The organism is Rhizobium sp. MHM7A (genome assembly GCF_005862215.1).
In the GTDB taxonomy this organism is placed as follows: domain Bacteria; phylum Pseudomonadota; class Alphaproteobacteria; order Rhizobiales; family Rhizobiaceae; genus Rhizobium; species Rhizobium bangladeshense.
This window is the reverse complement of the sequence record NZ_VCHT01000013.1, coordinates 69,098-94,571: the sequence shown is the minus strand read 5'-3', so window position 1 is coordinate 94,571 and position 25,474 is coordinate 69,098. Positions and strand designations below refer to the sequence as shown.

The window sequence follows — 25,474 nt, the reverse complement described above, 5'->3', positions numbered from 1 at the left end:
CCGAAAGGATAGACAATGGACGAACTGATTAGCCTCACCGTTTCGGAGGACCGCCTCGAGGATTGCCGCGATGTGGTCGAGCCGGATTTGCAGGACCTGATCCAGCGCGCACTGACATCGGGCTTTTCGCGGGAGGAAATCCTCATAGCAGTCAGCGAATTGGTCGCAGAAGACTTCGCGATTGTTATGGAAACCCCGAGCGTGCATTGAGGACATGAGCAGTGGCCACGATGGTACAAAAGGATCTCTTTGGTGTGGCCGATGACGATTTTCCTGAGGGTTTCCGATATTCCCAGGATATTGTGCCCGTCGATCTGCAGCGCTCGGTTCTCAAAGCGATACCGGCCCTGCCGTTCAAAGCCTTCGATTTCCACGGGTTCGAAGGCAAACGCAGGACGGTCTCCTTCGGCTGGAAATACGACTTCGACAGTCAGCGCATGAGAAGAGCAGAGGAAATACCGTCTTTGCTGCTCCCCATTCGCGAGGTCGCAGCACGCTTCGCGGATATCGTGCCCGAGGCGTTCGAACATGCTCTCGTGACGGAATATTCGCCCGGCGCTCCAATCGGCTGGCACAAGGATAAATTCGTGTTCGGCCGAGTCGTCGGCATCTCCCTGCTTTCGTCCTGCACCTTCAGGCTGAGGCGCCGGGACGGCGACAAATGGCTGCGGCGATCGCTGGTGCTTGAACCCGGCTCCGCCTATCTTATGGCCGGCGCCTCAAGAACGCTCTGGGAGCATTCCATCCCGCCTGTCGATCAACTGCGTTATTCGATCACCTTCCGGGAATTGGCCGCGTAAACTACGGGAACATCGGCTCTAACAGATGGTTACTCCGTCTTTCGCACAAATGGAGATAACGATGGTCGAGCAGGATGATGCGACACGGGTATGGGAGTTAATCGACAGAATAGGGTTTTGCATGTTGACGACCCGAAATGGCGACAACCTGCGCGCCCGACCGATGTCCGCCTATAGCGCGCAACTTGAAAACGCGGTCTATTTTCTAACGGATCTCGGTAGCCACAAGGACGACGAGGTCGCCCGCTGGCCGAGCGTCTGCCTGGCCTTTGCCGACACGAAGGCACAGAAATATGTTTCCGTGTCAGGGACGGCCGAAGTGCAGAACGATCGCGAAAAGATCCGTGAATTGTGGGCAACACCGGCAAAGGCATGGTGGGACAACCCCGACGATCCCTCCATCCGCATCCTCAAGGTTAGCCCGACCTCGGCCGAATATTGGGACAGCCCCGGCACCATCATCAGCTATATCAAAATGGCGGCCGCAGCGGTTACGAACAGCAAACCGGATATGGGCGACAATGCCGAGGTCACGCTCTGACGAATAGGCGCTCAACCAGGATTGGATATCAGGATCGGTTGGCCGACGCCTTGATGAAATCGATGAATGCCCTCAGCGGCGCAGGCACCAGTCGCCGGCCGGGATAATAGAGGAACGGCCCGGAAAAGCGCTGCCACCACGGCTCTAGGACCGGTTCGAGGGCACCGCTGTCGAAATGCGGACGCAGCCAATCTTCGAAAATGCAGATGATCCCTCTATCCGCTATCGCCGCGTCGACGGCAAGATCGGTTGCACCACCAACCGTGACGATCAATGGGCCGGTGGGTTCGACTCGCACCACCTCGCCGTCCCGCTCATATTCCCATGGGGTCGTCAGCGCGCCGCTGGCAAAACGGCCCAGCAAGCAGGAATGGCCGAGGAGTTCACTCGGATGTTGCGGCCGCCCGCGGCGGTCGAGATAAGCAGACGACGCCGCAGTGGCGAAGCGCTGGTGGCGCGGACCGATTGGAATCGCAATCATATCCTGTTCCAGCCGCTCGTCATAACGGATGCCGGCATCACATCCGGCAGCGAGCACGTCGACAAAGCTCTCCTCGGCAACGATTTCCAGGCGGATATCGGGATAGGCGGCAAGGAATGGCGGGACGACAGCGGGCAGCACCAGCCGCGCAGCACTGACCGGGACATTGAGCCGCAGCGAACCAGCCGGCCTGTCGCGAAAACGGTTGACCACGTCGAGCGCGGCCTCCACCTCCGTCAAAGCGGGGCCGAGCCGCTCAAGCAAACCCTTTCCCGCTTCGGTCGCAACGACGCTGCGCGTCGTGCGATTTAGAAGCCTAACCTCAAGTTTGGCCTCCAAGCGACGGACCGCTTCGCTCAAGAAGGAGGCGCTGCTGCCACTGGCACGCGCTGCCTCGCGAAAACCACCTGCCCGCGCCACCGCGACAAAGGCGTTGAGGTCACTCAGGTCTGCTTTCACTGTTCGCCACTCCGCACAGCCTGTGCGCATTGTACTCAATTATCACACGCGCCGCCAAGGAGTAATTTCGATCCCATCTCTTGAAGGGAGCGAGATCATGTCCATCATAGATCAGTCCGGCACATTCACTATCGGCGACCGCAAGGTGAGGCGGCTTGGCTACGGCGCCATGCAACTCGCCGGGCTCGGTGTATTCGGACCGCCCAGGGATCATGGCGCCGCCCTGGCGGTGTTGCGCGAGGCGGTCGCAAGCGGCGTGAATCATATCGATACCAGCGATTTCTACGGTCCGCATGTGACCAACCAAATCATCCGTGAAGCGCTCCATCCCTATCGCGACGATCTCGTGATCGTCACGAAGGTCGGCGCGCGGCGCGGCGCGGACGGATCCTGGATTCCGGCCTTCTCGCGCCAGGAACTGACGCAGGCGGTCCACGACAATCTTCGTAACCTCGGCTGGGACGTGCTTGATGTCGTCAACCTCCGGATCGCATTTGACCTGCATAGCCCGGCCGAGGGCTCGATAGAAGCACCCCTGACGGTTCTCGCTGATCTCCAGCGGCAAGGCCTGGTCCGTCACGTGGGCTTGAGCAACGCCACATCGAAACAGGTTATCGAAGGCCGTGGGATCACCGAGATCGTCTGCGTGCAGAACCACTATAATCTGGCGCATCGGACCGACGACGGACTGATCGACGATCTTGCCGGTCAAAGCACTGCCTATGTGCCGTTCTTCCCGCTCGGTGGGTTTACGCCGCTGCAGTCGTCCACGCTCTCCAATGTCGCCGCGCGTCTCGGTGCGACGCCGATGCAGGTAGCGCTCGCCTGGCTGCTGCAGCGTGCACCCAATATCCTGCTGATCCCCGGCACGTCCTCGCTCGGCCATCTCAGGGAGAATCTCGCCGCTGCCCGGTTGGTGCTGCCGGATGATGCTGTTGAGGAGCTGAACCGAATGGCCGATATGGCCGCCTGACGGTCGCCCGTGGTTCAGGTCGCTACGCAGCGGTTCTCGCGCCGCCGATCTTGCGGGACGTCGCGGCTATGCTTTCAATAGCGCTCCGGTACAAGCATTTCGGCCGGAACCGGCGCCCTGATGTAATCGGCATGGCGGATACGATCCGGCAGCTGAATTTCAGGCTTCGGCACATCCTCATAGGGAATCTGATCAAGAAGATGGGCGATGCAGTTCAGCCGCGCCCGTTTCTTGTCGACGGCCTGCACCACCCACCAGGGCGCTTCCCTGGTGTGTGTGCGCGCTAGCATTTCTTCCTTGGCCTTGGTATATTCTTCCCAGTGGATGCGGCTTTCCATATCCATCGGCGAAAGCTTCCACTGCTTCAGCGGATCGTGGATGCGCATCTTGAAGCGGAATTCCTGTTCCTCGTCGGTGATCGAGAACCAGTATTTGATCAGCACGATCCCGGACCGGACGAGCATCCGTTCGAATTCGGGCACCGAGCGGAAAAACTCCTCGAGTTCGTCAGGGGTGCAGAACCCCATCACGCGCTCGACGCCGGCGCGGTTGTACCAACTGCGGTCGAAGAGCACGATCTCGCCGGCGGTGGGAAGATGCGGAACATAACGCTGGAAATACCATTGATGGCGTTCCCGTTCGGTCGGAGCGGGCAGTGCCACCGTCCGGCAGACGCGCGGGTTGAGCCTTTGGGTCACGCGCTTGATCGCGCCGCCCTTGCCGGCCGAATCCCGGCCTTCGAAAAGCACGACGACCTTGAGCTTCTTGTACTGAACCCAATCCTGCAGCCGCACCAGCTCATGCTGCAGCCGGAACAGCTCGCGGAAGTAAATCTTTCGGTCGAGCGTCTGCTCCGCCGGTTCCGTCATTCCTTCGACGACCAGATCGCCCAGCCGGTCTTCTTCCATCTGCATTTCCAGCTCCTCATCGAAGCTGTCGGCGATTTCGGCCTTTATCCGGCTGAGCTGGTCCTGATCTTTTTGAGACATGGTCTTTTCCCTTTTGCTTTTTTTGACAGGAGCATGTCACTGCGAAGTTTGTGTGACGGTTCGGCCGACCGAGAGCTGGAACAGCGGACTCCCGATTTGGCGCTAACGCATCGGCTTGCTGGAGAGAGTTGCTTGCGTCACTCCAATCTCTTGATAAACTTCAACCATGGAATGAAGCGCAAGTATCTGCAAGCAGAGGGAGAAAGGAAGTGGGGTCCGGATGGCGATCGTAACGCTGGATCATTTCGCCCGCTGTGTCGGGGAAGGCTTCGAAGTCGATATGGGGACAGGATGCCTTGTTTTTACGCTGACCGAGGCACGGCCCTTGCCCGAGCGGGGCTTCGCAGGGATGGTGAGAGCGCCGTTTTCATTGCTGTTTCGCAGTGCGTCAAAGGTGCTGTTGCCACAACAGATTTACAGGCTGCGTAGCGCCACACTTGGGATTCTCGATATTTTCCTTGTACCGGTCGCCAGGGACAAAGACGGGATCATCTATCAGGCCGTCTTCAATTAACGCCTGACGGCTCATCCGCCGGCTCTGGCAGGAGCCGGTGCGAGCGCCATTCCATACGAATGTGGGTAACGGTCGTTTTAATCACCACGAATCCCAAGGCCATATAAAGGTCGTATGCGCGCGTGTTGTTTCGATCGACATGCAGTGCGATTCCCGGGATTTCCCTTGTCACTGCCGCATGTTGAATGGCTTTCAGTGTCCCGGAGCCCAGACCCAGATTACGACATTCGGGGAGGAAGCCGATATCGACAATATGCCAGATATGAGCGTCGAAATCGATGTAGAGGCGGCCGATGGAGGTGCCGTCCTTCTCGATGATCAAGAAGTCCGCTTGCGGGAATGCGGCGACGTAGTAGCGATGTTGAAGATTAAATTGCTGGTCGAGGAATGCCTGCTTGTCTTCTTGCGACCACGGGATCCGAGCCAGTTCATCGCTCCGGAACGAATGGTAAAGCTGACGTAGAAAGGGGAGATCGTCCTGCTTTGCCGGACGCAGGATACAGGCCGGAACACAAAGCCGATGATGCTCGTTCGCGCAGGAAACTCCGGTAGCGGGTCGATCATCAATCGAAGGATGGATAAACGCCGACCAGCGCGATGCAGAAGTTGACGGCAAGAAAAGGCTGACGGTTTTCATGCGGCTGGCTCCCGCCTGCAATGCCGATGACGTTCGGGGCAAATTGGGTATTCGGCTGGGCATCGGGAAGAAACGGACTGCTCGAATTCGGCAGGCTCAGGGCATTGCCTTCACTGGGCGAGGCGGCGCGCTTGGATGCATCGCCTTGATTATAGATAGTCAAGGAATGCGTGTGTGCCGGCATCTCCGCCTGCGTCAGCGTTATGAAGTTGCTGCCGAAGCTGTTGCCGATGGTGCGCGGCGTCAGACCTACGCCTTGACCTTGGTTGCAGCCTGCCCGGTTGGCAAAGTTAGGCAACTGGAACGTGCTCTTGCCATTGCCGCCATATTGGGTGCCGAGCAGGGAAAAAAGTTCGGAGTTCTGCTGGATGGGGAGCAATGTACCGTTGCACGATGCCCAGCCGCGGGGAGCAAAATCGAAACCGAACAGTTGGATCTCGCCGAGATAAGGTTCTGTCATGGCAATGTCCTTGATGGATGAAGCGGGCTCATGGGGATGAGGGAAAGATACCGGCCCATGCGATGCAATACTGCACCGTCAATGTCGGCATCGTATTGTCATGCATGACCGTCGATCCGGTTGCCTGTATTGCCGCCTGTGATGCTGTGATCGGAGTGGCGCCGCTGATATCGGTGGCATACATCGTGTCGCCGCTCAGCGCGGCGAGTTCGGACGAGCTTACCAATGTCGCTTCCGCCAGTCCGGTGGTGGCAAGATACGGATGCGTGTGTGCTGGCATTTGTGTGGGCAGAAGCGTGACGTTCTCGCTACCGGCGAATTGACCGATCACATAGGTCGACAAGTTCGGCCCGCTGCCCTGATGCACCGGTACGCGCCCGCAAAGATTGGGGGTCGCAAACGTTGTCTCTCCATCGCCGCCATACGTCGTCCCGATGAGCGTGAACAGGTTCTCATATTCGGAAATGGGTTGTAGGGAATTGTTGCAGGGCAACCACCCGCTGGGCACTCGGGAAAAGCCAAATAACCGGATTTCTCCGACGAAGGGAGTGCTCATGATTGATCCTCCAAGCAATGGGTTGACAAGCGCTGTTCAATTGGAGGACGGAAAAATCCCCGACAGTGCAATGCAAAAGCTGATCACGTCATAGGGCTGCCTATTCTCATGGGGCTGGCCATTACCGGCGGGGATCACAGTCTGGCTCGACAGCGTGACCTGATCACCACTGGAAGCGCCGTAAATTTCGGCGCTGTTGGTTCCGTAGAGCGCATCGCTCGGATTTCGCACGGTGCCGCTGCTCGTGGTTCCTGTCGCCAGGTGAATGTGCTGAGGCAATTGTTGCTGCAGCAAAGTCACACTTTCGGCGCCGCCGGTTGCGCCAATCCCATAGGGCGAAGGCTGCCATGTGGGATCGTAGGATGATCCAAATCCCACCGGCGTACGGCTCTGCATATTGGGCAAGGCGAATGTCGTCTGCCCATCACCACCGTAATGCGTGCCCAAGAGTGAGAACAAGGCCTGGTTCTGGTTCACGCTGAGGAACTGGCCGTCGCACAGGGCAAAGCCTCTGGGCGCGAACGGAAACCCTGTGAGCATGATCTGGCCGAGAAAGAATTCCGACATACCCATACCCCTGAATATACCAACGATATTGAAGAGCATCATCACTCAATCATTGCGCTAAACGCAAGAGCAATTTGCTATCTTAAGTGCAGCAAATTGAGGCAACTTCAAAACTTCTTTGACGCAGCGACCCTGGCGCCAACGGATTGCTCCCCGTCGCCCTCGACGTCGAAGAGCAGACTTGTGTCGAGCATCCAGAAGTTCGCGGTCTGCATCGTCAGCCCGGCGGTAAGAGAAGCGAAGGCACCTGACCCGTCCAGTCCGGAGAAGCCGCCGGTAAGGCCGAGCTTCGGAGTGAGCTTCGCGCCGCTCTCCAGCAGGAAGGACCGGGCGATTTCGGCACCCAGGCTGACCCGGAACTGGTCGTCGTTGAAGCCGTCGATGATGATGGCATCGCCGGAACTGTTCTTGACGGTATAATCGTCGACCTTTTCCGAGAAGTAGATCGCCCGCAGTTTTGGCGCGATCGTGGTTTCATCGTCGAGATTCCACTGTCCTTCGATTGACGTATCGGCCATCCACCGCGTCGTCTCGAAATCACCGTCCCAGAACTCCGTGTCAATGGTGTTGCCGGAACCGCCGTAGCGCAGGCTACCGTTCCAGAATACGCCCCTGCCGATCTCCAGCGAGGCATAGGGTCCCGCAAGCCAGCCATTGCCCGTCAGCTCGGCATCCTGATCGGTCGGATCGGTCATGCGGTCATAGTGGAAGGACAGCCCGATCAACGCCTTGTCAGAGAGCAGATAATCCGCTCCCATATTGATCATGGCAAAGCTGCCCCACTCACCGGCGCCGTCGTCCCTATTCCTGTCGTTATGGGCCAGGAAGGCGCCGTCGATCCAGACGTTGAAGGGTGCCGAGGCCGTATCCGCATCACCACCGGCTGCGCGAATCTGCGACAGGCTGGTGGCGAAGCCGAACGTCATCCCTTCTTCGGAAGGCATCATGCGCGCGGTGATCGGATCGGTCGCCTCCTGCATCCGCCGGCGCTGCAGGAGTCCCGGAACCTTGATCGTGTTGGCGATCATGTTCTGTCGGGATTCCACGAAGTCATGTACGAGCTTGTCGATATCATCGGCCACCTTGCCGGCGTCATAGTGAGCGCGCTGACGAGCCTGTAGCCGACGCGGACCTGGCCGGAATAGGCTGGGTTCAACGTAAGGTGCAGATACCAGCCGGCCGGGGTCGCCGGGCCGGCCTGGGCCAGCTGACCCCGGATGATCGTCGCGGTGGCCGCATTGGCGGGCTCTACGAATGCGAGGGCCGCAGCGGTGAACGGACCGCCGGTTGCGCCGCGATTGAGGTAGACGTCGGGAGGCGTCGAACCGGCCGGCACGTCGACGACCATGTCCTGGACAGTGACGGAGCGGGTCTTCACCTTCAGCGAATAGGAGGCTATTCCAGTTGCGCCGTTGCCGTCGCGGACCTCGATCGTGAAGCTGTAATCGCCTTCCGTGCCGGTCGCCAGTGGGCCGGTTAGCTGTCCGGTCGAGATGTTCAGAACCAGCCCGTTCGGCAAACTGCCGGAGGCCAGACTGTAGATCTTCGTGCCGACCCCGCCGGTCGCCGAGATTTGCTGACTATAGGCTTCGCCCGCCATGGCCTCGGGCAGCGCACCATCGGCCGGCGAGAAGACAAAACTCGTGGGCACTGGAATTGTGATCGTATAGGCGGCCGACGTGGCGGCGCTGTTGGCATCGGTGGCCGTGATGGAGAAACCATAATTGCCTGGCGTCGTCGGCGTGCCGGTGATCGCCCCCGTCGACGGATTGAGCGTCAGCCCGGCCGGCAGCGAGCCGGTAACGCCGTAGCTGTAAGGGCTGGCACCACCCGAAGCAGTAACTGTCTGGCTGTAGGCGATGCCGACTGCACCATTCGGTAGGGCGCCGCTCGGCGGCGAGAATGCCAACGTCGGCGGACTGACTGTGATGGTGACCGTTGCCGGCGCCGAGGTACCGGAGCCATTGGTTGCGGTATAGGTGAAGCTGTCGGATCCGCTGTAGCCTGACGTCGGTGTATAGGTGATGGACGTTCCCGATGCGATCGCCGTCCCATTGGCGGCTCCGGTTGCGATCGCAACCGAGCTCGCCGCTCCGCCCGTGATATTGAGCGTGATGGGATTGTTCGACGAGTTGGCGGCAACGGTTGCCGTAACGCCACCCGCGACCGGAGGCTGGATGTTGGTTGTCAGGGTATAGGCCCTGGAGCCGGTAAAGGGTCCCGTGCCGCTCGAACTGTCCGTCGCGGTGATCGTGATGTTGAATGTGCCCGATACCGTCGGAGTGCCGGAGAGAACCCCACTCGATGACAGGGTCAGGCCGGACGGAAGCGTGCCTGCCGTCACCGCATAGCTGTAGGGGCTTGTTCCGCCCGAGGCGGTGATGGTCTGGTTATAGGCGGTTCCGGTGGTCGCGGCCGGCAAAGAGGAAGGGTTGATCGCGATCGTCGGTGCAGCAACGGTTATGCTGTAGGGCCTCGAACTGGTGAACGGTCCAACCCCCGTCGAGCTGTCGGTCACGCTGATAGTGAAGTTGAATGCACCTCCCGCCGTCGGTGTACCGGCGAGCGCGCCCGTCGCGGCCGACAGGCTCAAACCGGGCGGAAGAGCGCCGGCGGTGATCGCATAGGAGTAGGGGGCCGTGCCGCCGGAGGCCGTGACGATCTGGCCATAGGCCGCCCCGGTTGCGCCGGATGGCAATGTCGCTGGGCTGAGCGAGATCGTCGGCGGGCTGACGGTTATCGTTACCGTTGCCGGCGCGGAAGTACCGCCGGCATTGGTCGCGGTATAGGTGAAACTGTCCGGGCCGGCATAGCTTGCCGTCGGCGTATAGGTGATCGACGTGCCGCTTGCCGAGGCTGTGCCGTGAGCCGCCTGCGTGCCGACAGCCACAGATGTGGCCGCTCCCCCCGACAGATTCAACGTAATCGGATTCGAACTGCTTCCATGGCTGACTGTTGCGCTGGCCGGCCCGGCAACCGGTGGCGCCACACTTGCCGCAATCGCAATATTGATCGTGAAAGGATTGGCGCTGGCATCGACCAGGATGAAGTTGTCGCTGGTGGCTCCGTCGCCATTGTTTGTATACGTAAACGTCCCCGCGGCGGCATTGTAGTTCGTTATCGAGCCATGCTGCGGAGAGGTTGCACTTGGGTCGTTGAGGGGATTGAGGCCAACGGGATCGCACTGAGTGCCGATGTTGACATCAATCGACCCGCCGGAGGCCATCGGACTTGTCGATGGCGTCGTGTTCGCATCAGGGAAGTTGAAGACGGTACAAGCAGCATAAGCCACACCCGGGCTTGCCAGCGATAAACCAGAACAGAAAAGAGTAACGAGCAGCGCTAGCTTCAACAGCAGCTTGCAAGCGAGCGTGCCGGCAGCAATTGATCTTCTATCTGTTTTAAAGGCCTGCTTCGCCTTCCGCATCCTGTAGCGCGGCCGGGTTCTGATCAGGTCGTTTTGTGAGATGCCGCTCACGTTTCCAGGCGAGGATTCTCTTCCGGAAAGTCCGATGTCCAGCTGTTCGTCACTTGTCATTTGCCCAACCCGAAGACCGAGCGCACTCCACTGCAAACAACAGGAGGCTGCGCTTGCGCTTGCCCGCCTGCATTGTAGCTGACGCCGGCCCACGCATTTACAGTAGTAGTGGAAGCATCTTGAAAGGCAATTTTCTGCCGCCGTAAATCACGCGATTTCGGTTGATCAGAAATGATTTTCAATTTATTGTTGTAGATAAGCAACATCGCGGATTGCGTGTTCCAGAGAGGATCCGAGTCCTCCGCAAGGGCGCTGAAGCTCGCGGCACCGTCCAGAGCGGCGCCGGTCAAAAGACACAGTTGATTTGAGCAGGATGCCTGGTGAGGTCGCGTTCCCCAGCCCTGCCTGAACCCGGCGTCACACGGCCTATGCGAAAAAGCTAAGCCGCCCTCGCCCGTGCAGGCGCCATAAGCGAAAGTGCGTCTAGAGCAGTCCCTTCCGGTAGCCATCGACAAGGTTGCGGCAGGCGCGGAGCGTCAGCGCCATGACGGTGAGCGTCGTGCCCGCGATGCCGCTGCCCGGAAAGGCGCTGGCGTCAGTGACGATGACATTCGGGGCATCCCAGAGCTGGTTGTAGGAATTGAGCACGGAAGCTTCCGGGCTTTCGCCCATGCGCGCGCCGCCGGTTTCATGGATTGCCGCGCCCATGCACATGGTCTTGCGGAACCATTTGCGGAACATGAAGCGGCTGAAGGCATCGGCGTCGGGAAAGGCGCCCCTGCCCATCTCCTTGAGGCCCTCGGGAGAGCCGATGAATTCCAGCTCGCCACCGACCTCCCTGATCATGGTGATCAGCGTCTCCTCCTGCCGGCGAAGCAGCCTCTGCTCCTCCTCCTGCATGACGCAGCGGATATGCGGCACCGGAATGTTCCAGGCATCCTTTCGCTTGACGTCGAGGGTGATGCGGTTGTCGGCATAGGGCAGCATCCGGCCGAAGCCGAAGAAGGCGAGACGGGCATCTGTCTCGCCTGAGACCGGTGCCCTGCCGATGCTGCCCTGATAATTGAAATCGCCGCGGGCGGCGTCACCCTCGCCGAAGCGGGGGATGAAGATACCACCCGACGGGTTGTAGAAGGGATCGACAGGAGCGGAATCGTCAACGGCCCAACCCTTCGCCTTGGAAAAGGAACCGAAGGCGAGGCAAGGAAGCTGATCCATGAAATAGCGCCCGAGCGCCCCCGAGCTGTTTCCGAGCCCCCCGGGATGTCTTGCCGATGCTGAATTCAGCAGCAGGCGCACGCTCTCTATCGGCGAGGCGGAGAGCACGACCGTCGCGGCACGCGCCGTCGAAACCTTCCCCGTATTGCGGTCGATGAATTCCGCGCCGGTGGCGCGGCCGGTTTTTTCGTCGGTGGTGATGCGGCGCACGATCGCGTCATAGAGGACCGTCAGCCGCCCGCTCGCCGTTGCTTCCCGCAACGGTCGCGGTATGCGTTCGGCGTCCGGCGCGATATAGCGCCAGGAGACGACGTGCCGGTCCGGCCAGCGGCTTTCAACAGCCTGCTTGAATATCTGCTCGGCGGGCGTCAGGCTTGCTGGCTTCGCATAGATGCCGTCCGGCAAGGCCGGCACATCGTCCTTGTTGCCGTAGAGCCCAAGATAAGCCTCCACTTCGTCGTAGAAGGGCGTGAGCTCGTCATAGGAGACCGGCCAGTCCACTCCCTTTCCGGTCCGCGACCGGATCTTGAAATCATCGTCGGTCCAGCGCAGCAGCACGCGGCCGAAACTGTGCAGGCGGCCGCCGCCCTGGCGGCCACGGATCCAGAGAAAGGGCTCGTCCTTCGGCGTCGTATAGGGATTCTTGCGATCGTTGACGAAGAAGTGGCTGAAACGCTCGGTAAAGAAGGCCGCCCGCGCCTGGATCGGCTGGCCCTTGAGGGTGGCGCGTGCACGCTCCCAGATATTGATGCTGCTTGCCGGCGCCTTCTTGCGCGCCGGGTCGAAATCTCCTGGCCCGACGGCCGGCCCGGCCTCAAGCAGCAGCACAGACAGGCCTTGGGCCGTCAGCTCTTTAACCGCAAAGGAACCCGCCGCGCCGGAGCCGATCACCAGCGCATCATAAACGATCTCAGACATGTCTTCTTAAATCCTGTCCTGGAGCAATTCCTCAAAGCCGCGCAAAGCGCATCCGAAATTGCGGGAAAGCAAAGGGGTGGCGCGTCAAAGCCGCGATCCATCGGCAGCGAAGAGCGACGCCTTGGTGATATCGAGGCCTGGAGCCATGGCATCGCCGGGCTTGAAGGAGACGTCGCCCATGAAACGAAGCGAGAGACTTTGCTCCGCCCAGTCGAACCAGACGACGGCATCCGAACCCATCGGCTCGACGACCGAAACGCAGCCAGGAATGGTGGGAAGCCCGCTTGCCGCCCCGTTGAGCACAAGGTGCTCAGGGCGAAAGCCTAACGTAACAGGTCCTTCCACCGCAGCCGTCCGGAAGGCATAGTCAGAGAGATCGATAGCCAATGCGTTGCTTCTGAAGACGGGTGCTCCGCCGCCGCGCTCGATCCGGCCCTCGACGAAATTCATCGCCGGAGCACCGATGAAGCCGGCGACGAAGAGATTGGCCGGACGGCGGTAGATCTCGGCCGGCGAAGCGAGCTGCTGGATTACGCCGTCGCGCATGATGGCAATGCGATCGGCGAGCGTCAGGGCCTCGACCTGATCGTGGGTCACGTAAATCATGGTATTGCCGAGGCTCTGATGCAGCTTCTTGATCTCGACGCGCAATTCGTTGCGCAGCTTGGCGTCGAGATTCGAGAGCGGCTCGTCGAAGAGGAACACATCCACTTCGCGCACCAGTGCCCGGCCGATGGCGACGCGCTGGCGCTGGCCGCCGGACAGCTCGGCAGGACGCCGGTCGAGCAATGTGTCGAGATGGAGAAGCGCGGCCGTGCGGGCAACGCGCGCCTCGATTTCCGCCTTCGGCAGGCCGGCGACGCGAAGTCCGAACGAGAGGTTCTTGCGGACCGACATGCGCGGGTAGAGCGCGTATGACTGGAAGACCATGCCGATGCCGCGGTCCTTCGGCTCCTCCCAGGTGACATTCTTGCCAGAGATCCAAATTTCGCCTGCAGTAATGTCCTGCAACCCGGCGATGGCGTTCAGAAGCGTGGACTTGCCGCAGCCGGAAGGGCCGAGCAGCACCAGGAATTCGCGCGACGCGATATCGATCGACATCTTCTCGATCACCGTATGGTCGCCATAGGCGATCTTCAGGTCCTTGACGGAAACGGCGGACTGCATGGAATGAGTTACCCCTTGACTGCGCCGGCGGCGATGCCGCGCACGAACCAGCGGCCGGACAGGAAATAGATGGCGAGCGGGACGATGGCGGTCAGGATCGTCGCCGCCATGTTCACGTTGTAGGTGCGCTCGCCCATCGTGGTGTTGACGATGTTGTTGAGCTGTACGGTCATCGGCAGATTGTCTCGGCCGGCGAAGACGAGGCCGAGGAGAAAGTCGTTCCAGATGCCGGTGAACTGCAACATGGAGACGACGACGACCATCGGCAGGGCGATCGGCAGCATGATCTCGAAGAAGATGCGCCAGAAGCCGGCGCCGTCGACGCGCGCGGCCTTGCAGAGCTCCTCCGGCACGCTGACGAAATAGTTGCGGAAGAGCAGCGTCACCAACGGCAGTCCGAAGATGACATGGACGAGAATGATGCCGGCGAGTGAATTGTAGAGACCGATATTCGCCATGGCGCGGACCATCGGATAGAGGAAAATCTGATAGGGGATCAGACCACCGGTCATGAGAAGGCCGAAGAGCGCATTTGCCCCACGCGGCCGCCAGAGCGACAGCGCATAGCCGTTGACGGCGCCGATGAAGACCGAGAGCGCGACGGAGGGAATGGTGATCGCCACCGAATTCCAGAAGCCGCTGCGAATGCCGACGCAGACAGTGCCCATGCAGGCACCCGACCAGGCGGTCACCCAGGCGGAGAAATCGAGCGTGGCAGGCAGGGCAAAGATCTGCCCGAGCCGGATTTCGTCCATACTCTTCAGCGAAGTGACGACCATCGTATAGAGCGGCAGAAGGAAGAAAAGCGCAGCGCCGACCAGGAAGGCATAAAGGCCTATGCGTCCCGCCGTGATCCGTGCGGGCTTCGGGCCATTCGGATGAGGCTGGTTCATCACGCCGCTCCCTTTGCCTGGTTGCGCATGTGCATCGCGTAACGGAATGGTGCAACTGCGATGATGACGCCGAGGACGAGCACTGTTGCGCCTGCTGTGGCAAGGCCGAGGTTCTGGCGCCCGAACAGATTGTCCATGATGAATTTCGCCGGCACTTCGGTCGCATTGCCCGGGCCACCATTGGTCATGGCGACGACGATGTCGTAGGTCTTGATCACGCCCATGGCGAGCAGCATGCCGGCAGCGGCGAGCGCCGGCCCGAGCTGGGGCAGAATGATGGAGACATAGATGCGCCAGACGGGAATGCCGTCGATACGCGCCGCCTTCCATTGCTCGGCTTCGATGCCGCGTATGCCGGCAAGCGCGATCACCATGACGAGCCCCGCGCCCTGCCAGACGCCGGCGAGCACCAGCGCGTAGATCGCCATATCGCGATTGACCACCCAGTCGAGCACGAAGCCTTCCCAGCCGAGCGAACGCACGCTTGCCTGTATGCCGAGTGTGGGATTGAGCATCCATTGCCAGATCAGCCCCGTCACCACGAAGGACATGGCATAGGGATAGAGGAAGATCGTCCTGAAGGCGCTTTCGAAGCGGATCTTGCGGTCCAGTGCTGCGGCCAGCAGGAAGCCGAGCACCAGACAGCCGGCCACATAAAGGACGCCGAAGACCAAGACGTTTTGCAGCGAGGCGAGCCATTTGGCGGAGGCGAAGAGCTTCGAATACTGTGCAAGGCCGACGTAGGTCGAGGACGGAAAGAGTGTGGAATTGGTGAAGGACAGCCGGATCGACCAGGCCATGGTGCCGACGAAGACCACGACCGCGGCAAACCATGTCGGCAAGAGAGCGATGGTCGCGGAAAGATTACGCTTGCGTTTGACGGACATCGGCCAGCTCTTTGACGGATGGAAAGCGGAACACCCGCCGCCTAGCATGCGGCGGCCGGCAGCCGTGGCGGTCGGGATCGAGCCGACGCCACGGGTACGATCCTACTCGAAGATGGCGAAGAAGTTTTCGGCAGCGGAGCCGGCGTCGTTCGAGCCGCCGCTCCAGTATTCGTCGACGAAATCATCGAGCGCGCCGACCTGCTGGGGCGTGAGCACGATCGCCTGATCCGGCACGATGGCGCCGGTGCTCATCATCTCGAGGCCCTTCTGGGCGCAGGCATCGAGTTTCGACTTGTCGACATCCGAGCGCATCGGAACCGAGCCCTTCTTGAGGGCGAATTCGAGCTGGACGTTCGGGTCCATGACGACCTCGGCGAGAAGCTTCTGCGCCTTGTCGGTCGCGGCATTGCCGGTCTTAGGGAACCACAGGGCGTCGGCGATGTAGACCATGCCTTTGGATTCAGGTGCGAACATGCAGCCATAATCCTTGCCCGGCTCCTGGCCGGCGGCTGTGAATTCGCCCTTGGCCCAATCGCCCATGAACTGCACGCCGGCCTTGTCGGTAATCAGCATGGCGGTTGCGTCGTTCCAGTTGCGGCCGGCCGCACCTGCATCGACATAGCCGCGCAGCTTGCCGAGGATTTCGAGCGTCTTCTTCACGCCCTCGACGGAGGCGTCGCTATTGTCCTTGTCGGCATAGATCTTCAGGAAGCCGTCGGTCCCGACCTGGGAGAGCAGAATCATGTTGAAGACCTTGGTCTGCTGCCAGGGCTGGCCGCCCCAGGCAATCGGGATGATGCCGGCGGCCTTGAGCTTGTCGAGATCGGTGAAAAACTCGTCCCAGCTCTTCGGTTCCTGAGCAATACCCGCCTTGCTGAAGGCTTCCTTGGAATAGAAGACCCAGCTTTCGCCATGAGCACCTGTTGGAGCGAGATAGACCTTGCCGTCATAGGAAATTAGATCATGGATCGATTTCGGCAGGGCATCCGTCCACTTGCCCGCAGCGGCCACGTCGTCGATGGGATTGAACAGGCCCTGGCTGACGAAATCGGCGGCGGCAAGACCGATGACGCCCTGTTTGGCGCCGGGCGCGTCACCAGCAACGATACGGTTCTGAAAAGCCGCATCGGCCGCGCCGAAACCGGCGATCGAGGAGTCCTTCCAGACGCCGCCGCGTTTTTCGAATTCCGTCTTGATGACGTTGAGGGCCGCGGCTTCGCCGCCCGACGTCCAGGACGACATGATCTCGATCGTCGGTTTGTCCTCGGCATGCGCCGGGACGAAGGAACCGGCGAAAGCCACGCCGGCAAGAAAAAGCTTCATCATTGTCTTCATTGTTCCACCTCTTGAAAATGCCCTCTTGCCGGGGCGTTTGTCGTTCTCAGAATAATGTCAGCGATAGATCGGCAGGAGCGCCTGCCGCACGAGCGTGAGCCCGTTGGCGATGTCGCGGACGGGATCCGGCGCGGCATCGAGTTCGAGGATCGCCCAGCCTTCGTAGGCCCGGTCGCGTAGCAGTCGGATCCAGGCCGGCCAGTCGACCCGTCCGAGGCCGAAGCCGCAGAAATAGGGCTGGTGGCGTTCGTGGATGTGCTTGTCGATCGGCGTGTCGGCAGGCATCGGGCCGACCGCATCCTTCCAATGGGCGATGATCATGCGCTCGTGATGACGGTCGACGAGCTGGACGGGGTCGGAACCGGCAACGATGATATGAGCCGTGTCGGGGCACATGTGAACATAGGCCGGATCGGTCAAAAGCATCAGCAGGTCGACATCGCGCGCGGCGGCAAACATCGAATGCGCCTCGGTGTGCAGCGCAAGCCGCACGCCCTTGGCATAAAGGGTCCCGCCGAGCCGGTTCAAGAAATCTGCGATCGTCTTGGCACGGTCGAAATCATGGAACTGCACCGGCTGAGCGCCGAGCGTCTGGCGAAGCGGCGCACCGATCACCATGATGTCGCTGCCGCAGGATTTCAGGAAATCGGCATAGCGTTCCGCCTTGTCGATCAATGCGCGCTGCGCCTCGGGATCGGCAAAGTCACCGGCCGCCTCCAGTTCCGCGAAGAAGCCGCTGCAGAGCGTCAGGCCGCGCCTTGCCAGTTCGCCGGCGAAGGCATCGATGGAACCATAGGTCTTGATAGCGTCCTGCCAGTTGAAGGGAGAAAAGGTAAGTTCGACGCCTGTCACGCCGGAAGCCTGGACGCTGTCGAGGATCTTGTCCCAGAAGACGCGCGGCTGAGCCCGCGCATGGTCGACGATCGCATCGTGGCTGCCGACGCCCCAGAAGCCGGGATGAAAGAATGTCACGAGATCGACGCCGAAACGCAGCCTGTTGCCAGCCATAATCTGTCCATTTCTCGAGGCATGACCTACCCGCGTGCGGAACGAGAGCCCCACATTCAAAAAGCCATGGGTTTCAACACATTAAGAAATGGCAATCGTTTGCCATGCTTAGATGATAATCAAGCTGGTTTTTTAAGCAAGCGATTTTTGGCAAACGTTTGCTATAAATCGTCGCTTGCCTTAGAGTTGCAAATCGAAACATCCGGGAGAAAGACATAAAGGTGAATAAAAACAAGGATGTGATGGGAGATGAGCAGTCGGGTGCCTTGATGGCCGACGTCGCGCGGCTTGCCGGCGTTGCGATCTCGACCGTCAGCCGGGCGCTTGCCAATCCCGGTCGGGTCAACGAGAAGACCCGCGCAAAGATCAATGCGGCCGCCAAGCAGCTCGGCTACACTCCGAATGCGATGGCGCGCGGTCTCAGGGTCGGCAAGTCAAATACGATCATGATCATCTTGCCCGGATCGCCTTACTACGGCGCATCGCAGATCATCCCGCAGGTTCTCCAGAGCATCAACAAATCCCTGATCCAGGAGGGATACAATTTGATGATCGCCAATCTCGATCGTGAGGAAGCCTCCGAACGGCACATCCTCAATCTTGCCTTTGGTGGAACGGTGCGGGGCGCCATCATCTTCTCGTCGAAACTTCCCGAGGTCGACGGGCGCTCTCCAGCCGGCGCAGGGCTGCCCATCGTCTCGATGCTGTTCGACATGAGCGATGCCGGGGTGCCGAGCGTCGTGACCAACGATCGGGAAGCGATCAGAGACGCAACGACGGAACTGATCCGCCTAGGCCACCGGCGATTCCTCTATATCGCCGGCCCGAGGGGCAACTATCATGATGTCGAGCGCTATGCCGGCGTCCTCGAGGCGCTTTGGGCAGGGGGACTTTCCGAGGAGGCCGTGTCCATATCCGGCGGAGACCTCGAATATCAGCACGGTTTCGAGACCGGCATTCGCGCGGTCGACGATTTCATGAAGCTCGATGCTCGGCCGACGGCCGTCATCGCGACGAGCGACGACATGGCGATCTCCTTCATGAGCCGCATTCAGCGTGCAGGCCTCGCCGTACCGGGTGACCTCTCCATCGTCTCCTTCGACGGCTCTCCCGTCTGCGAGTTCTGCTCTCCGCCGCTCTCGACGATCAAGCAGCCGGTGGAAGAGATGGGGCGCGCGGCGGTGGATCTGCTGCTCGACGCCATTGATCAGCGGCAAAAGATGGCGGAGGTCCGCACCGTCATTCCGAGCGAGCTTATTCTGCGGGAGAGCATTGGCACTCCGAAAAGCTGACGGGGACGGAGCGAAGCCGCACGTCCCGAAAAAAAAACGGACGCCGTCAATGAATGCTGCAACTTGCATCCAGTCAGGCGCCCGCGGTGCCTAGCCCTGCCAGGGATCGACAATAACGACCCCGGTGCCGTCGAAATCTCTCACGTTTCGCGTGACCACGGTGAGATTGTGAACAAGTGCGGTCGCGGCAATCAACGCATCTGCCTCGTTGCGCCGGTCAGGAATATGCAGATGCGCGCAGCGCGTTGCGATGGCTTCATCGATCGGCAGTATCCGGCCGGCGAACTGCGGACGTACGTGGTCATCAAGCCATTTACGCAGGCGTGAACCTTGCGCTGCATCTCGTCGCTGGACAGCAAGCACGCCCCGTTCCAATTCGAGAATGGTGATTGCGGAGAGATAGAAGTCCAAAGCATTTGCCGTGTTGATCCAAGCTACGACTTCAGGATCAGCCTTACCATCACCAATTTTGCGCAGTTCGAAAATGACGTACGTATCCAGCAGATAGCTCAAAACAGATCAACTCCGCGGATTTTGATCTCGACGCGCGGCGGCATGAAATCGATTTCCGACAGGCCTGTCATGGAAAGCCCGTCGACGAGGCTCTGGCGCCTGCCGGAAAGACGCTCAAATTCCTCATATGTCAGAAGTACATGGGAAGGCTTGCCCCGGTCAGTGATAATGACCGGCCCTTTTCTAGCGGCTTTTTTTTTCGCATTGCTGACATCGTGGTTGAGCTCACGGCTGGAAAGTGTCGTAATTGTCATGGCACACTCCATGTAGGTATTTACCTACATATATTCACCGTCAGCGGTGAGAACAAGCACTGGGCCGCCGGAGTGGAGGGGTTGGAAATCTCCCGCCCGGACGCACAGCTTCGCATCGTTATCTCAGGGGAGGGGGAGGGTAGGAGGTGTGCTGCTTCATCTATCCGGTGACGCTTGCCATACGTTTTTGTCCAATATATTGTACATCTGATCTATATAGCAGACGAGGTAATCCTATGCCAATTTTTCAGCCTCGCAGCGGGGTGAAAGGATTTTCGTTTGCTGGGAATTACAGGATCGGTTGACAGATTGCACCAGAGGGTTTGAAAAGCTTGGCCGAACAGAAATTGGGATCGACAGCAATGGACGCAATTCAGGACGAAGCAATCGGCAAGCGTGCCCGAGGGCTCGACCGCGCCTTCGAAATCCTCGATTTCCTGCGCCAGAAACGGCAGGCTTTGAAGCCGAATGAAATCGCCGCGCAGATCGGCGCGCCGCGCTCATCCGTCTACGAGCTCGTCAACCTGCTGCTGAGCAATGGCATTCTGGAATTCACGGGCGGCGAGGGGCGCGTCTACCTCGGCCGTAAGCTCTATTTCCTCGGCGCCGCCTATGAAAACCATTTCGATTTCACCCGCGAATGCGAGGCCGCGCTGGAACAGCTCGCCGACGAAACGCGGGAGACGGCGCAGTTCTGCATGCTGGACGGAAACAAATATACGGTCGTGCGCATGCGCGAAGGCGCGCGGCCATTCCGCATTTCGACGGATATCGGCCAGTCGGTGCCAATCCCGTGGACGGCCTCCGGACGCTTGCTGGTCGCCCATCTGTCGGATCAGGAAATCCTAAACTTCATTCCATCGCAGGATTTTCGTTTGCCGAACGGCGAATGGCTCGATCCGCAAAGCTTCATCGTCGAGGTCCGCCAGGCCGAACGCGAAGGTGTCTTCACGTTCAACAGCATCGTCGACAGCTTTACCCACTGTTTTGCAGTGCCGGTGCGGGGCGAGGAGGGTCATGCGGCCGCAACGCTCTGCCTGGTCACGCCGCGCGACGACGGCATCGCGAACCGCGAACGCTACCTCGGTTGCCTCAAGAAGGCCGCCGCCGGCTTGGAGCATGCCCCGGCCCGGCCGAAACGAGGCTGACACCCCGGACGCGAACACGCATTAATCGCGGGCCTGACTCCTGCGGGAAGCCGCACCGCGCTGCGTGCTTCGTTAAATAATAGCACTCTCGCGCTGGTTCTGTGCCGCGTGCAAGTCGAAGAGCCGCCGCAGGACGAGCCATGTGCTGTTGTGCGCTCCGATGTTGATTTCGGGATTCAGTCCAATCCCGCAAATCTATTCACCCTTCTCCCGAAACTACGGAATGAAGTTTCTCTATTAAATTTATAGAGTACGTATTCTGATGTCCTCAGCGACAGATATTTCTGCCTTGCTCTTGGCAAGACGGGCTGTTGCCGGCGAACGGAGAGGACGCAAATGACGCGGAAAATCAGACTTGGGGCATTTCTTCCCGGCGGTGGACAGCATGTTGCATCGTGGCGGCATCCCGACCAGCCGGTTGACGGCGCGACCAGTTTTGAGTTTCACAAGCAGCTCGCGCTGTCGGCGGAACGCGGTCTGTTCGATGCCTACTTCCTGGCCGATGGATTGGCGGTCGGTTTCGGCGGAGCGCGTGAAGGCGGTAACGCCCGCGTGGCCGGCTTCGAGCCCGTCACCTTGTTCTCCGCTCTTGCGCCTCTCACCACCCATCTCGGCTTTATAGCGACCTCCTCGACCACCTATGAGGAGCCCTATACGACCGCCCGCAAGTTCGCCTCGCTGGATCTGATTTCGGGAGGCCGTGCCGGCTGGAACGTCGTCACCACAACGGGCGACCTCACGGCGCAGAACTTCAACCGTGAAACGCAGCTGCCGCATGCCGAGCGATATCGCCGCGCCGCTGAGCATGTCGACGTCGTCCGCAAACTCTGGGAGAGCTTCGAGGATGACGCGTTTATCCGCGATAAGGAGACCGGCGTCTTCTTCGATCCGGCGAAGCTGCACGACACCGACCACCGCGGCGAGCATTTCAGCGTGCGCGGGCCGCTCAACGTCTCGCGCTCGCCGCAGGGACATCCGGTCATCGTGCAGGCCGGGCAGTCGGAAGCCGGCCGCGGGCTCGCCGCCGCGACGGCTGAGGTCATCTTCACCGCCCACCAGCATATCGAAACCGCCCAGGAGTTCTATCGGGATATCAAGGCGCGCGCCCGCAGCCTCGGCCGCAACCCCGATCATATCCTGGTCATGCCCGGCGTATCTGCCTTCGTCGGCCGGACCGAGGCCGAGGCACGCGAGAAGTATGATCGCCTGACCTCGCTCATCCTTGAAGAAGACGGGATCGGCCTCCTCAACGGCCTGACCGGCGGTACGCTCGACCTGCACGGTTACGATCTCGACGGGCCTCTTCCCCCGGCACCGCCGACGGAAGGCATGAAGAGCCGCCAGGCCCTCATCCGCCAGATCGCAGACGAAAACAACTTCACCATCCGCCAACTCTATCAGTGGATCGCATCGGCTCGCGGTCACTACACGATCGTCGGCACGGCCGAGCAGATCGCCGATACGCTGCAGACATGGTTCGAAAACGAAGCGGCCGACGGCTTCAACATTTTGCCGCCCTGGCTGCCGACGGCGCTCGACGACTTTGTCGATCTCGTTATTCCGGAACTCCAGCGCCGCGGACTGTTCCGCACGGCCTATGAAGGCAAGACGCTCCGGGAAAACCTCGGCCTGCCTTTCCCGACAAACCGCTGGACTGCCGGACGCGCCGTCCTTGAGGCAGCGGAGTGAGGAGAAATCCATGGCCTACGAAATCAATCAAGCTCTTCCGAGAAGCTTCGGCCGGCTGAAGAGCAGCAAAAGCAATAGTTCCCCTCTCGCCTCCCATGTGCGCGGAGTGCTTGCAGCGTTTCTGCCGCGCTACGGTCTGCTCATCAGCTTCCTCGTGCTGTGGCAAGTGTCGAGCACCCGAGGCTGGGTCAATCCCGCCGTCTTCCCACCCTTGAATGTGATCCTGTCGGCGCTGTGGACCAATCTTGCCAATGGCGCCTTGCTCGATGACATCGCCATCAGCTTGCAGCGATCCGGAACCGCTTTCGCCTTTGCCGTCACTGTCGGTATTCCGCTCGGCCTGTTCATGGGCCAGTTTCGCTTGGTTGAACAGGCGCTCGACCCGATCCTGCAGCTCTTCCGCCAGACCTCGGCGCTGGCGCTCTATCCAGTCTTCATCCTGCTGCTCGGGCTCGGTGAAACCTCCAAGATATTCGTCATCTTCTGGGCGACGCTGTTTCCGGTGCTGCTCTCCACGATCGGCGGCGTCAAGGAAGTGGACAAGAAGCTCATCGAGATGGCGCGCACCTATGGCGCCGGGCCGCTCACCGTCTTCCGCCGTGTCATTTTGCCGGCCTCCGTCCCGGCGATTTTCGTCGGCTTGCGTCTTTCGGCGACGACTGCGCTTCTGCTGCTGATCGCTGCCGAGATGATCGGCGCCAACAAGGGCATCGGCTTCCAGGTGATGAACGCCCAGTACAATTTCCAGATCCCGCTGATGTTTGCGGCGATCCTGCTGCTCGCCTTTCTGGGGCTTGCCGCCAATGCGCTGCTCGTTCTCCTGCAGCGCCGTCTCTGCCGCTGGTCTCAGCCGAGCACCTGACCCGCTTCCATCGATTTTCCTTATCCGAAAGGACACCCCATGACATACCATCTCCGCAATCTTCTCCTGCCGGCCGTAATCGCTCTCGGTCTCGCCGCGCCGGCCGCAGCCACCGACGCGGTGAAGCTGCGCTATCTCGCAAGCCAAGGGGGCCTTGCCGCCCACGAGCTCGCCGCCGAGCTTGGATATTTCGACGACACGGGCATCACCCTGGAGAATGTCGGCTATGCCCATGGCGGCCCGGCCTCCCTCATCGCCCTGGCGTCGGGCGATGTCGAGATCGGCAGCGCCGCCACCTCCGCCGTCCTCAATTCGATCATCGGCGGCAATGATTTCGTCGCCGCCTATCCCTCGAACGGCATCAATGACGAGGTTCAGTCGACCTTCTTCGTACTGGAAGACAGCCCGATCAAAACAATCAAGGACATTGCCGGCAAGAGCATCGCGGTCAATACACTCGGTGCGCATCTCGACTATACAATCCGCGAGGCCCTGCATTCAGTCGGCCTGCCGAGCGACTCCGCCAACCAGGTCGTCGTTCCCGGACCGCAGCTCGAGCAGGTGCTGCGCTCGAAGCAGGTCGATATCGCCGCCTTTGGCTATTGGCAGACGACCTTCGAGGGTGCGGCGCTGAAGAACGGGGGGCTGCGCCCGGTTTTCGATGATACTGACGTGCTCGGCGACATCGCCGGCGGCTTCGTGGTCCTGCGCCGCGATTTCATCAAGCAACACCCGGAAGCCTCGAAAATCTTTGTCGAGCAGTCGGCACGCGCGCTCGACTATGCCCGTGAGCATCCTGAGGACACCAAGAAGATCCTGGCCAAAGCGCTCGCCGAGCGCGGCGAAAACCCGGATATCGCGCAATATTTCCGCGGCTACGGCGTGCGCGCCGGCGGTCTCCCGGTCGAGCGCGACATCCAGTTCTGGATCGACGTCCTGGTTCGCGAGGGCAAGCTGAAGCAAGGCCAGCTCGCGGCCAAGGATATTCTCTTTACCGCCGACGCCAAGCCGGCAAGCAATTGAGGAGCCGCGATGAGCGTCGCTGAGGACATTCGCCGCGGAGAGGTGACCATCCGTCACCTCTCCAAATCCTACAGGCTGAACGGCACACCGCTGCAGGTTCTCAAAGATATCAATCTCCACGTCCGCTCCGGCGAAAGCCTCGCCATCGTCGGCGCCAGCGGATCGGGCAAGACGACCCTGCTCAGGGTTCTCGCGGGGCTGGAAGAGTCCGACACCGGAGAAGTGCTCGTCGACGGTAAGGTGATGCGAGGCGTCGGCGCCGAGCGCGCCGTCATCTTCCAGGAGCCGCGCCTTCTTCCCTGGCTTACCGTGCTCGACAATGTCGCCTTCGGACTGAAAACAAGAGGTCTCTCTCACGAGCAGGCGAGGGACCGAGCCCGCCGATATGTCAAGCTCGTCGGTCTGCAGCAATTCGAAGCGGCCTATCCCCGGCAACTCTCCGGCGGCATGGCGCAGCGCGTCGGCATCGCTCGCGCGCTCGCCGTCCAGCCCGAAATCCTGCTGCTCGACGAACCGCTCGGTGCGCTCGACGCGATGACCAAGATCGGCATGCAGCAGGAGCTTGCCCGGATCTGGCGCGACGAGGATGTGACGACCATTCTCGTCACGCACGATCTCGAGGAGGCGATTTATCTCGCCGACCGGATCCTGATCCTGCCCCGGGAAAAAGGAAGCGAGCCGCGCCTGATCGAAATCGATCTGCCGCGTCCCCGCGATCGCAGCGCTCCGGAATTCGTCCGGCACCGCGAGGAACTGCTGCACCTGTTTGGGCTGCATTGACGGCTGCGGAGGCGGGAGGCCTGTGCCGTCCG

Annotated in this window: 28 protein-coding genes; 11 read left to right on the top strand and 17 right to left on the bottom strand. The window is 60.5% G+C overall.

Translation table 11 applies throughout. The features are described 5' to 3' along the window. Positions 1 to 15: 15 nt before the first annotated feature. The 3 genes from FFR93_RS31045 (at position 16) to FFR93_RS31035 (ending at position 1,341) form a co-directional block, all read left to right on the top strand. A complete protein-coding gene (locus tag FFR93_RS31045) occupies positions 16 to 210 on the top strand; it encodes a hypothetical protein (RefSeq protein ID WP_064709332.1) in 195 nt (64 codons plus the stop codon). A gap of 20 nt (positions 211 to 230) precedes the next feature. After that, positions 231 to 800, top strand: a complete 570-nt coding sequence (locus tag FFR93_RS31040; RefSeq protein WP_064709331.1) for an alpha-ketoglutarate-dependent dioxygenase AlkB — start codon at positions 231 to 233, stop codon at positions 798 to 800. A 61-nt stretch (positions 801 to 861) separates the two neighbouring features. Further along, the gene (locus FFR93_RS31035; protein ID WP_064709330.1) at positions 862 to 1,341 is read left to right on the top strand and encodes a pyridoxamine 5'-phosphate oxidase family protein; all 480 of its coding nucleotides are present in this window, start codon (positions 862 to 864) and stop codon (positions 1,339 to 1,341) included. Between the two features lie 28 nt (positions 1,342 to 1,369). Here the strand turns inward: FFR93_RS31035 and FFR93_RS31030 are convergent, their stop codons facing one another. After that, complete coding sequence (locus FFR93_RS31030; RefSeq protein ID WP_138396006.1) at positions 1,370 to 2,281, bottom strand: LysR family transcriptional regulator; 912 nt, start codon at positions 2,279 to 2,281, stop codon at positions 1,370 to 1,372. 97 nt (positions 2,282 to 2,378) lie between these two features. On the opposite strand from FFR93_RS31030, the gene FFR93_RS31025 reads away from it, so the two are divergent. Then, a complete protein-coding gene (locus FFR93_RS31025; RefSeq protein WP_138396005.1) occupies positions 2,379 to 3,254 on the top strand; it encodes an aldo/keto reductase family oxidoreductase in 876 nt (291 codons plus the stop codon). A gap of 74 nt (positions 3,255 to 3,328) precedes the next feature. Here FFR93_RS31025 and ppk2 read toward each other — a convergent pair whose 3' ends face one another. Then, positions 3,329 to 4,243 carry a polyphosphate kinase 2 gene (gene ppk2 / locus FFR93_RS31020; protein WP_064709327.1) on the bottom strand — a complete coding sequence of 305 codons (915 nt, stop codon included), beginning with the start codon at positions 4,241 to 4,243 and terminating at the stop codon, positions 3,329 to 3,331. 220 nt (positions 4,244 to 4,463) lie between these two features. Between ppk2 and FFR93_RS31015 the strand changes: the two genes are divergently transcribed. Then, a complete protein-coding gene (locus FFR93_RS31015) occupies positions 4,464 to 4,757 on the top strand; it encodes a hypothetical protein (protein WP_138396004.1) in 294 nt (97 codons plus the stop codon). Here the strand turns inward: FFR93_RS31015 and FFR93_RS31010 are convergent. The 13 genes from FFR93_RS31010 to FFR93_RS30950 all read right to left on the bottom strand — a co-directional run bounded on the left by FFR93_RS31010 (position 4,750) and on the right by FFR93_RS30950 (position 17,884). Then, positions 4,750 to 5,394 carry an N-acetyltransferase gene (locus tag FFR93_RS31010; RefSeq protein WP_138396003.1) on the bottom strand — a complete coding sequence of 215 codons (645 nt, stop codon included), beginning with the start codon at positions 5,392 to 5,394 and terminating at the stop codon, positions 4,750 to 4,752. The two genes, FFR93_RS31015 and FFR93_RS31010, sit on opposite strands and share 8 nt — an antisense overlap. Beyond that, positions 5,321 to 5,854 carry a tail fiber protein gene (locus tag FFR93_RS31005; RefSeq protein WP_064695086.1) on the bottom strand — a complete coding sequence of 178 codons (534 nt, stop codon included), beginning with the start codon at positions 5,852 to 5,854 and terminating at the stop codon, positions 5,321 to 5,323. Before FFR93_RS31005 ends, FFR93_RS31010 begins: the two co-directional genes overlap by 74 nt. A gap of 28 nt (positions 5,855 to 5,882) precedes the next feature. Then, entirely contained in the window at positions 5,883 to 6,410 is a 528-nt protein-coding gene (locus tag FFR93_RS31000; protein WP_064709324.1) for a tail fiber protein, read from the bottom strand. Between the two features lie 36 nt (positions 6,411 to 6,446). Next, positions 6,447 to 7,019, bottom strand: a complete 573-nt coding sequence (locus FFR93_RS30995) for a tail fiber protein (protein ID WP_246661384.1) — start codon at positions 7,017 to 7,019, stop codon at positions 6,447 to 6,449. A 65-nt stretch (positions 7,020 to 7,084) separates the two neighbouring features. Further along, positions 7,085 to 8,059 (bottom strand): autotransporter outer membrane beta-barrel domain-containing protein, encoded by a 975-nt coding sequence (locus tag FFR93_RS30990; RefSeq protein ID WP_138396002.1) that lies wholly within the window; start codon positions 8,057 to 8,059, stop codon positions 7,085 to 7,087. Next, entirely contained in the window at positions 8,002 to 10,515 is a 2,514-nt protein-coding gene (locus FFR93_RS30985) for an Ig domain-containing protein (protein WP_138396001.1), read from the bottom strand. The genes FFR93_RS30990 and FFR93_RS30985 overlap by 58 nt, the downstream gene beginning before the upstream one ends. Further along, positions 10,512 to 10,721, bottom strand: a complete 210-nt coding sequence (locus FFR93_RS30980; RefSeq protein ID WP_138396000.1) for a hypothetical protein — start codon at positions 10,719 to 10,721, stop codon at positions 10,512 to 10,514. Before FFR93_RS30980 ends, FFR93_RS30985 begins: the two co-directional genes overlap by 4 nt. Positions 10,722 to 10,938: 217 nt before the next feature. Further along, positions 10,939 to 12,591, bottom strand: a complete 1,653-nt coding sequence (locus FFR93_RS30975) for a GMC family oxidoreductase (RefSeq protein WP_138395999.1) — start codon at positions 12,589 to 12,591, stop codon at positions 10,939 to 10,941. 84 nt (positions 12,592 to 12,675) lie between these two features. Then, the gene (locus tag FFR93_RS30970) at positions 12,676 to 13,758 is read right to left on the bottom strand and encodes an ATP-binding cassette domain-containing protein (protein WP_138395998.1); all 1,083 of its coding nucleotides are present in this window, start codon (positions 13,756 to 13,758) and stop codon (positions 12,676 to 12,678) included. Between the two features lie 8 nt (positions 13,759 to 13,766). Beyond that, complete coding sequence (locus tag FFR93_RS30965; RefSeq protein ID WP_138395997.1) at positions 13,767 to 14,651, bottom strand: carbohydrate ABC transporter permease; 885 nt, start codon at positions 14,649 to 14,651, stop codon at positions 13,767 to 13,769. After that, positions 14,651 to 15,538, bottom strand: a complete 888-nt coding sequence (locus FFR93_RS30960) for a sugar ABC transporter permease (RefSeq protein ID WP_138395996.1) — start codon at positions 15,536 to 15,538, stop codon at positions 14,651 to 14,653. Before FFR93_RS30960 ends, FFR93_RS30965 begins: the two co-directional genes overlap by 1 nt. 102 nt (positions 15,539 to 15,640) lie before the next feature. Then, on the bottom strand, positions 15,641 to 16,873 hold the full coding sequence (locus tag FFR93_RS30955) for an ABC transporter substrate-binding protein (protein WP_138395995.1): 1,233 nt from the start codon (positions 16,871 to 16,873) through the stop codon (positions 15,641 to 15,643). 57 nt (positions 16,874 to 16,930) lie between these two features. After that, positions 16,931 to 17,884, bottom strand: coding sequence for a sugar phosphate isomerase/epimerase (locus tag FFR93_RS30950; protein ID WP_138396086.1), 954 nt, complete (start codon positions 17,882 to 17,884; stop codon positions 16,931 to 16,933). A 218-nt stretch (positions 17,885 to 18,102) separates the two neighbouring features. Here FFR93_RS30950 and FFR93_RS30945 point away from each other — a divergent pair, with 218 nt between their 5' ends. Further along, positions 18,103 to 19,173: a LacI family DNA-binding transcriptional regulator gene (locus tag FFR93_RS30945; protein ID WP_138395994.1), complete on the top strand. Its 1,071-nt coding sequence runs from the start codon at positions 18,103 to 18,105 to the stop codon at positions 19,171 to 19,173. A gap of 90 nt (positions 19,174 to 19,263) precedes the next feature. Here FFR93_RS30945 and FFR93_RS30940 read toward each other — a convergent pair whose 3' ends face one another. Both FFR93_RS30940 and FFR93_RS30935 read right to left on the bottom strand, forming a co-directional pair. Continuing rightward, positions 19,264 to 19,686 (bottom strand): type II toxin-antitoxin system VapC family toxin, encoded by a 423-nt coding sequence (locus FFR93_RS30940; RefSeq protein ID WP_138395993.1) that lies wholly within the window; start codon positions 19,684 to 19,686, stop codon positions 19,264 to 19,266. Further along, the gene (locus tag FFR93_RS30935; protein ID WP_138395992.1) at positions 19,683 to 19,940 is read right to left on the bottom strand and encodes a type II toxin-antitoxin system prevent-host-death family antitoxin; all 258 of its coding nucleotides are present in this window, start codon (positions 19,938 to 19,940) and stop codon (positions 19,683 to 19,685) included. The genes FFR93_RS30940 and FFR93_RS30935 overlap by 4 nt, the downstream gene beginning before the upstream one ends. Before the next feature lie 362 nt (positions 19,941 to 20,302). Between FFR93_RS30935 and FFR93_RS30925 the strand changes: the two genes are divergently transcribed. From FFR93_RS30925 to FFR93_RS30905, 5 genes are all read left to right on the top strand, one after another. Then, positions 20,303 to 21,088: an IclR family transcriptional regulator gene (locus FFR93_RS30925; protein ID WP_138395990.1), complete on the top strand. Its 786-nt coding sequence runs from the start codon at positions 20,303 to 20,305 to the stop codon at positions 21,086 to 21,088. A gap of 336 nt (positions 21,089 to 21,424) precedes the next feature. Next, positions 21,425 to 22,777, top strand: coding sequence for an LLM class flavin-dependent oxidoreductase (locus tag FFR93_RS30920; protein ID WP_138395989.1), 1,353 nt, complete (start codon positions 21,425 to 21,427; stop codon positions 22,775 to 22,777). 10 nt (positions 22,778 to 22,787) lie between these two features. Then, positions 22,788 to 23,639, top strand: a complete 852-nt coding sequence (locus FFR93_RS30915; protein ID WP_064709310.1) for an ABC transporter permease — start codon at positions 22,788 to 22,790, stop codon at positions 23,637 to 23,639. A gap of 39 nt (positions 23,640 to 23,678) precedes the next feature. Continuing rightward, positions 23,679 to 24,662, top strand: a complete 984-nt coding sequence (locus tag FFR93_RS30910) for an ABC transporter substrate-binding protein (protein ID WP_064712939.1) — start codon at positions 23,679 to 23,681, stop codon at positions 24,660 to 24,662. 9 nt (positions 24,663 to 24,671) lie between these two features. Next, positions 24,672 to 25,442, top strand: coding sequence for an ABC transporter ATP-binding protein (locus tag FFR93_RS30905; protein ID WP_138395988.1), 771 nt, complete (start codon positions 24,672 to 24,674; stop codon positions 25,440 to 25,442). The last annotated feature ends 32 nt before the right edge of the window (positions 25,443 to 25,474 follow it).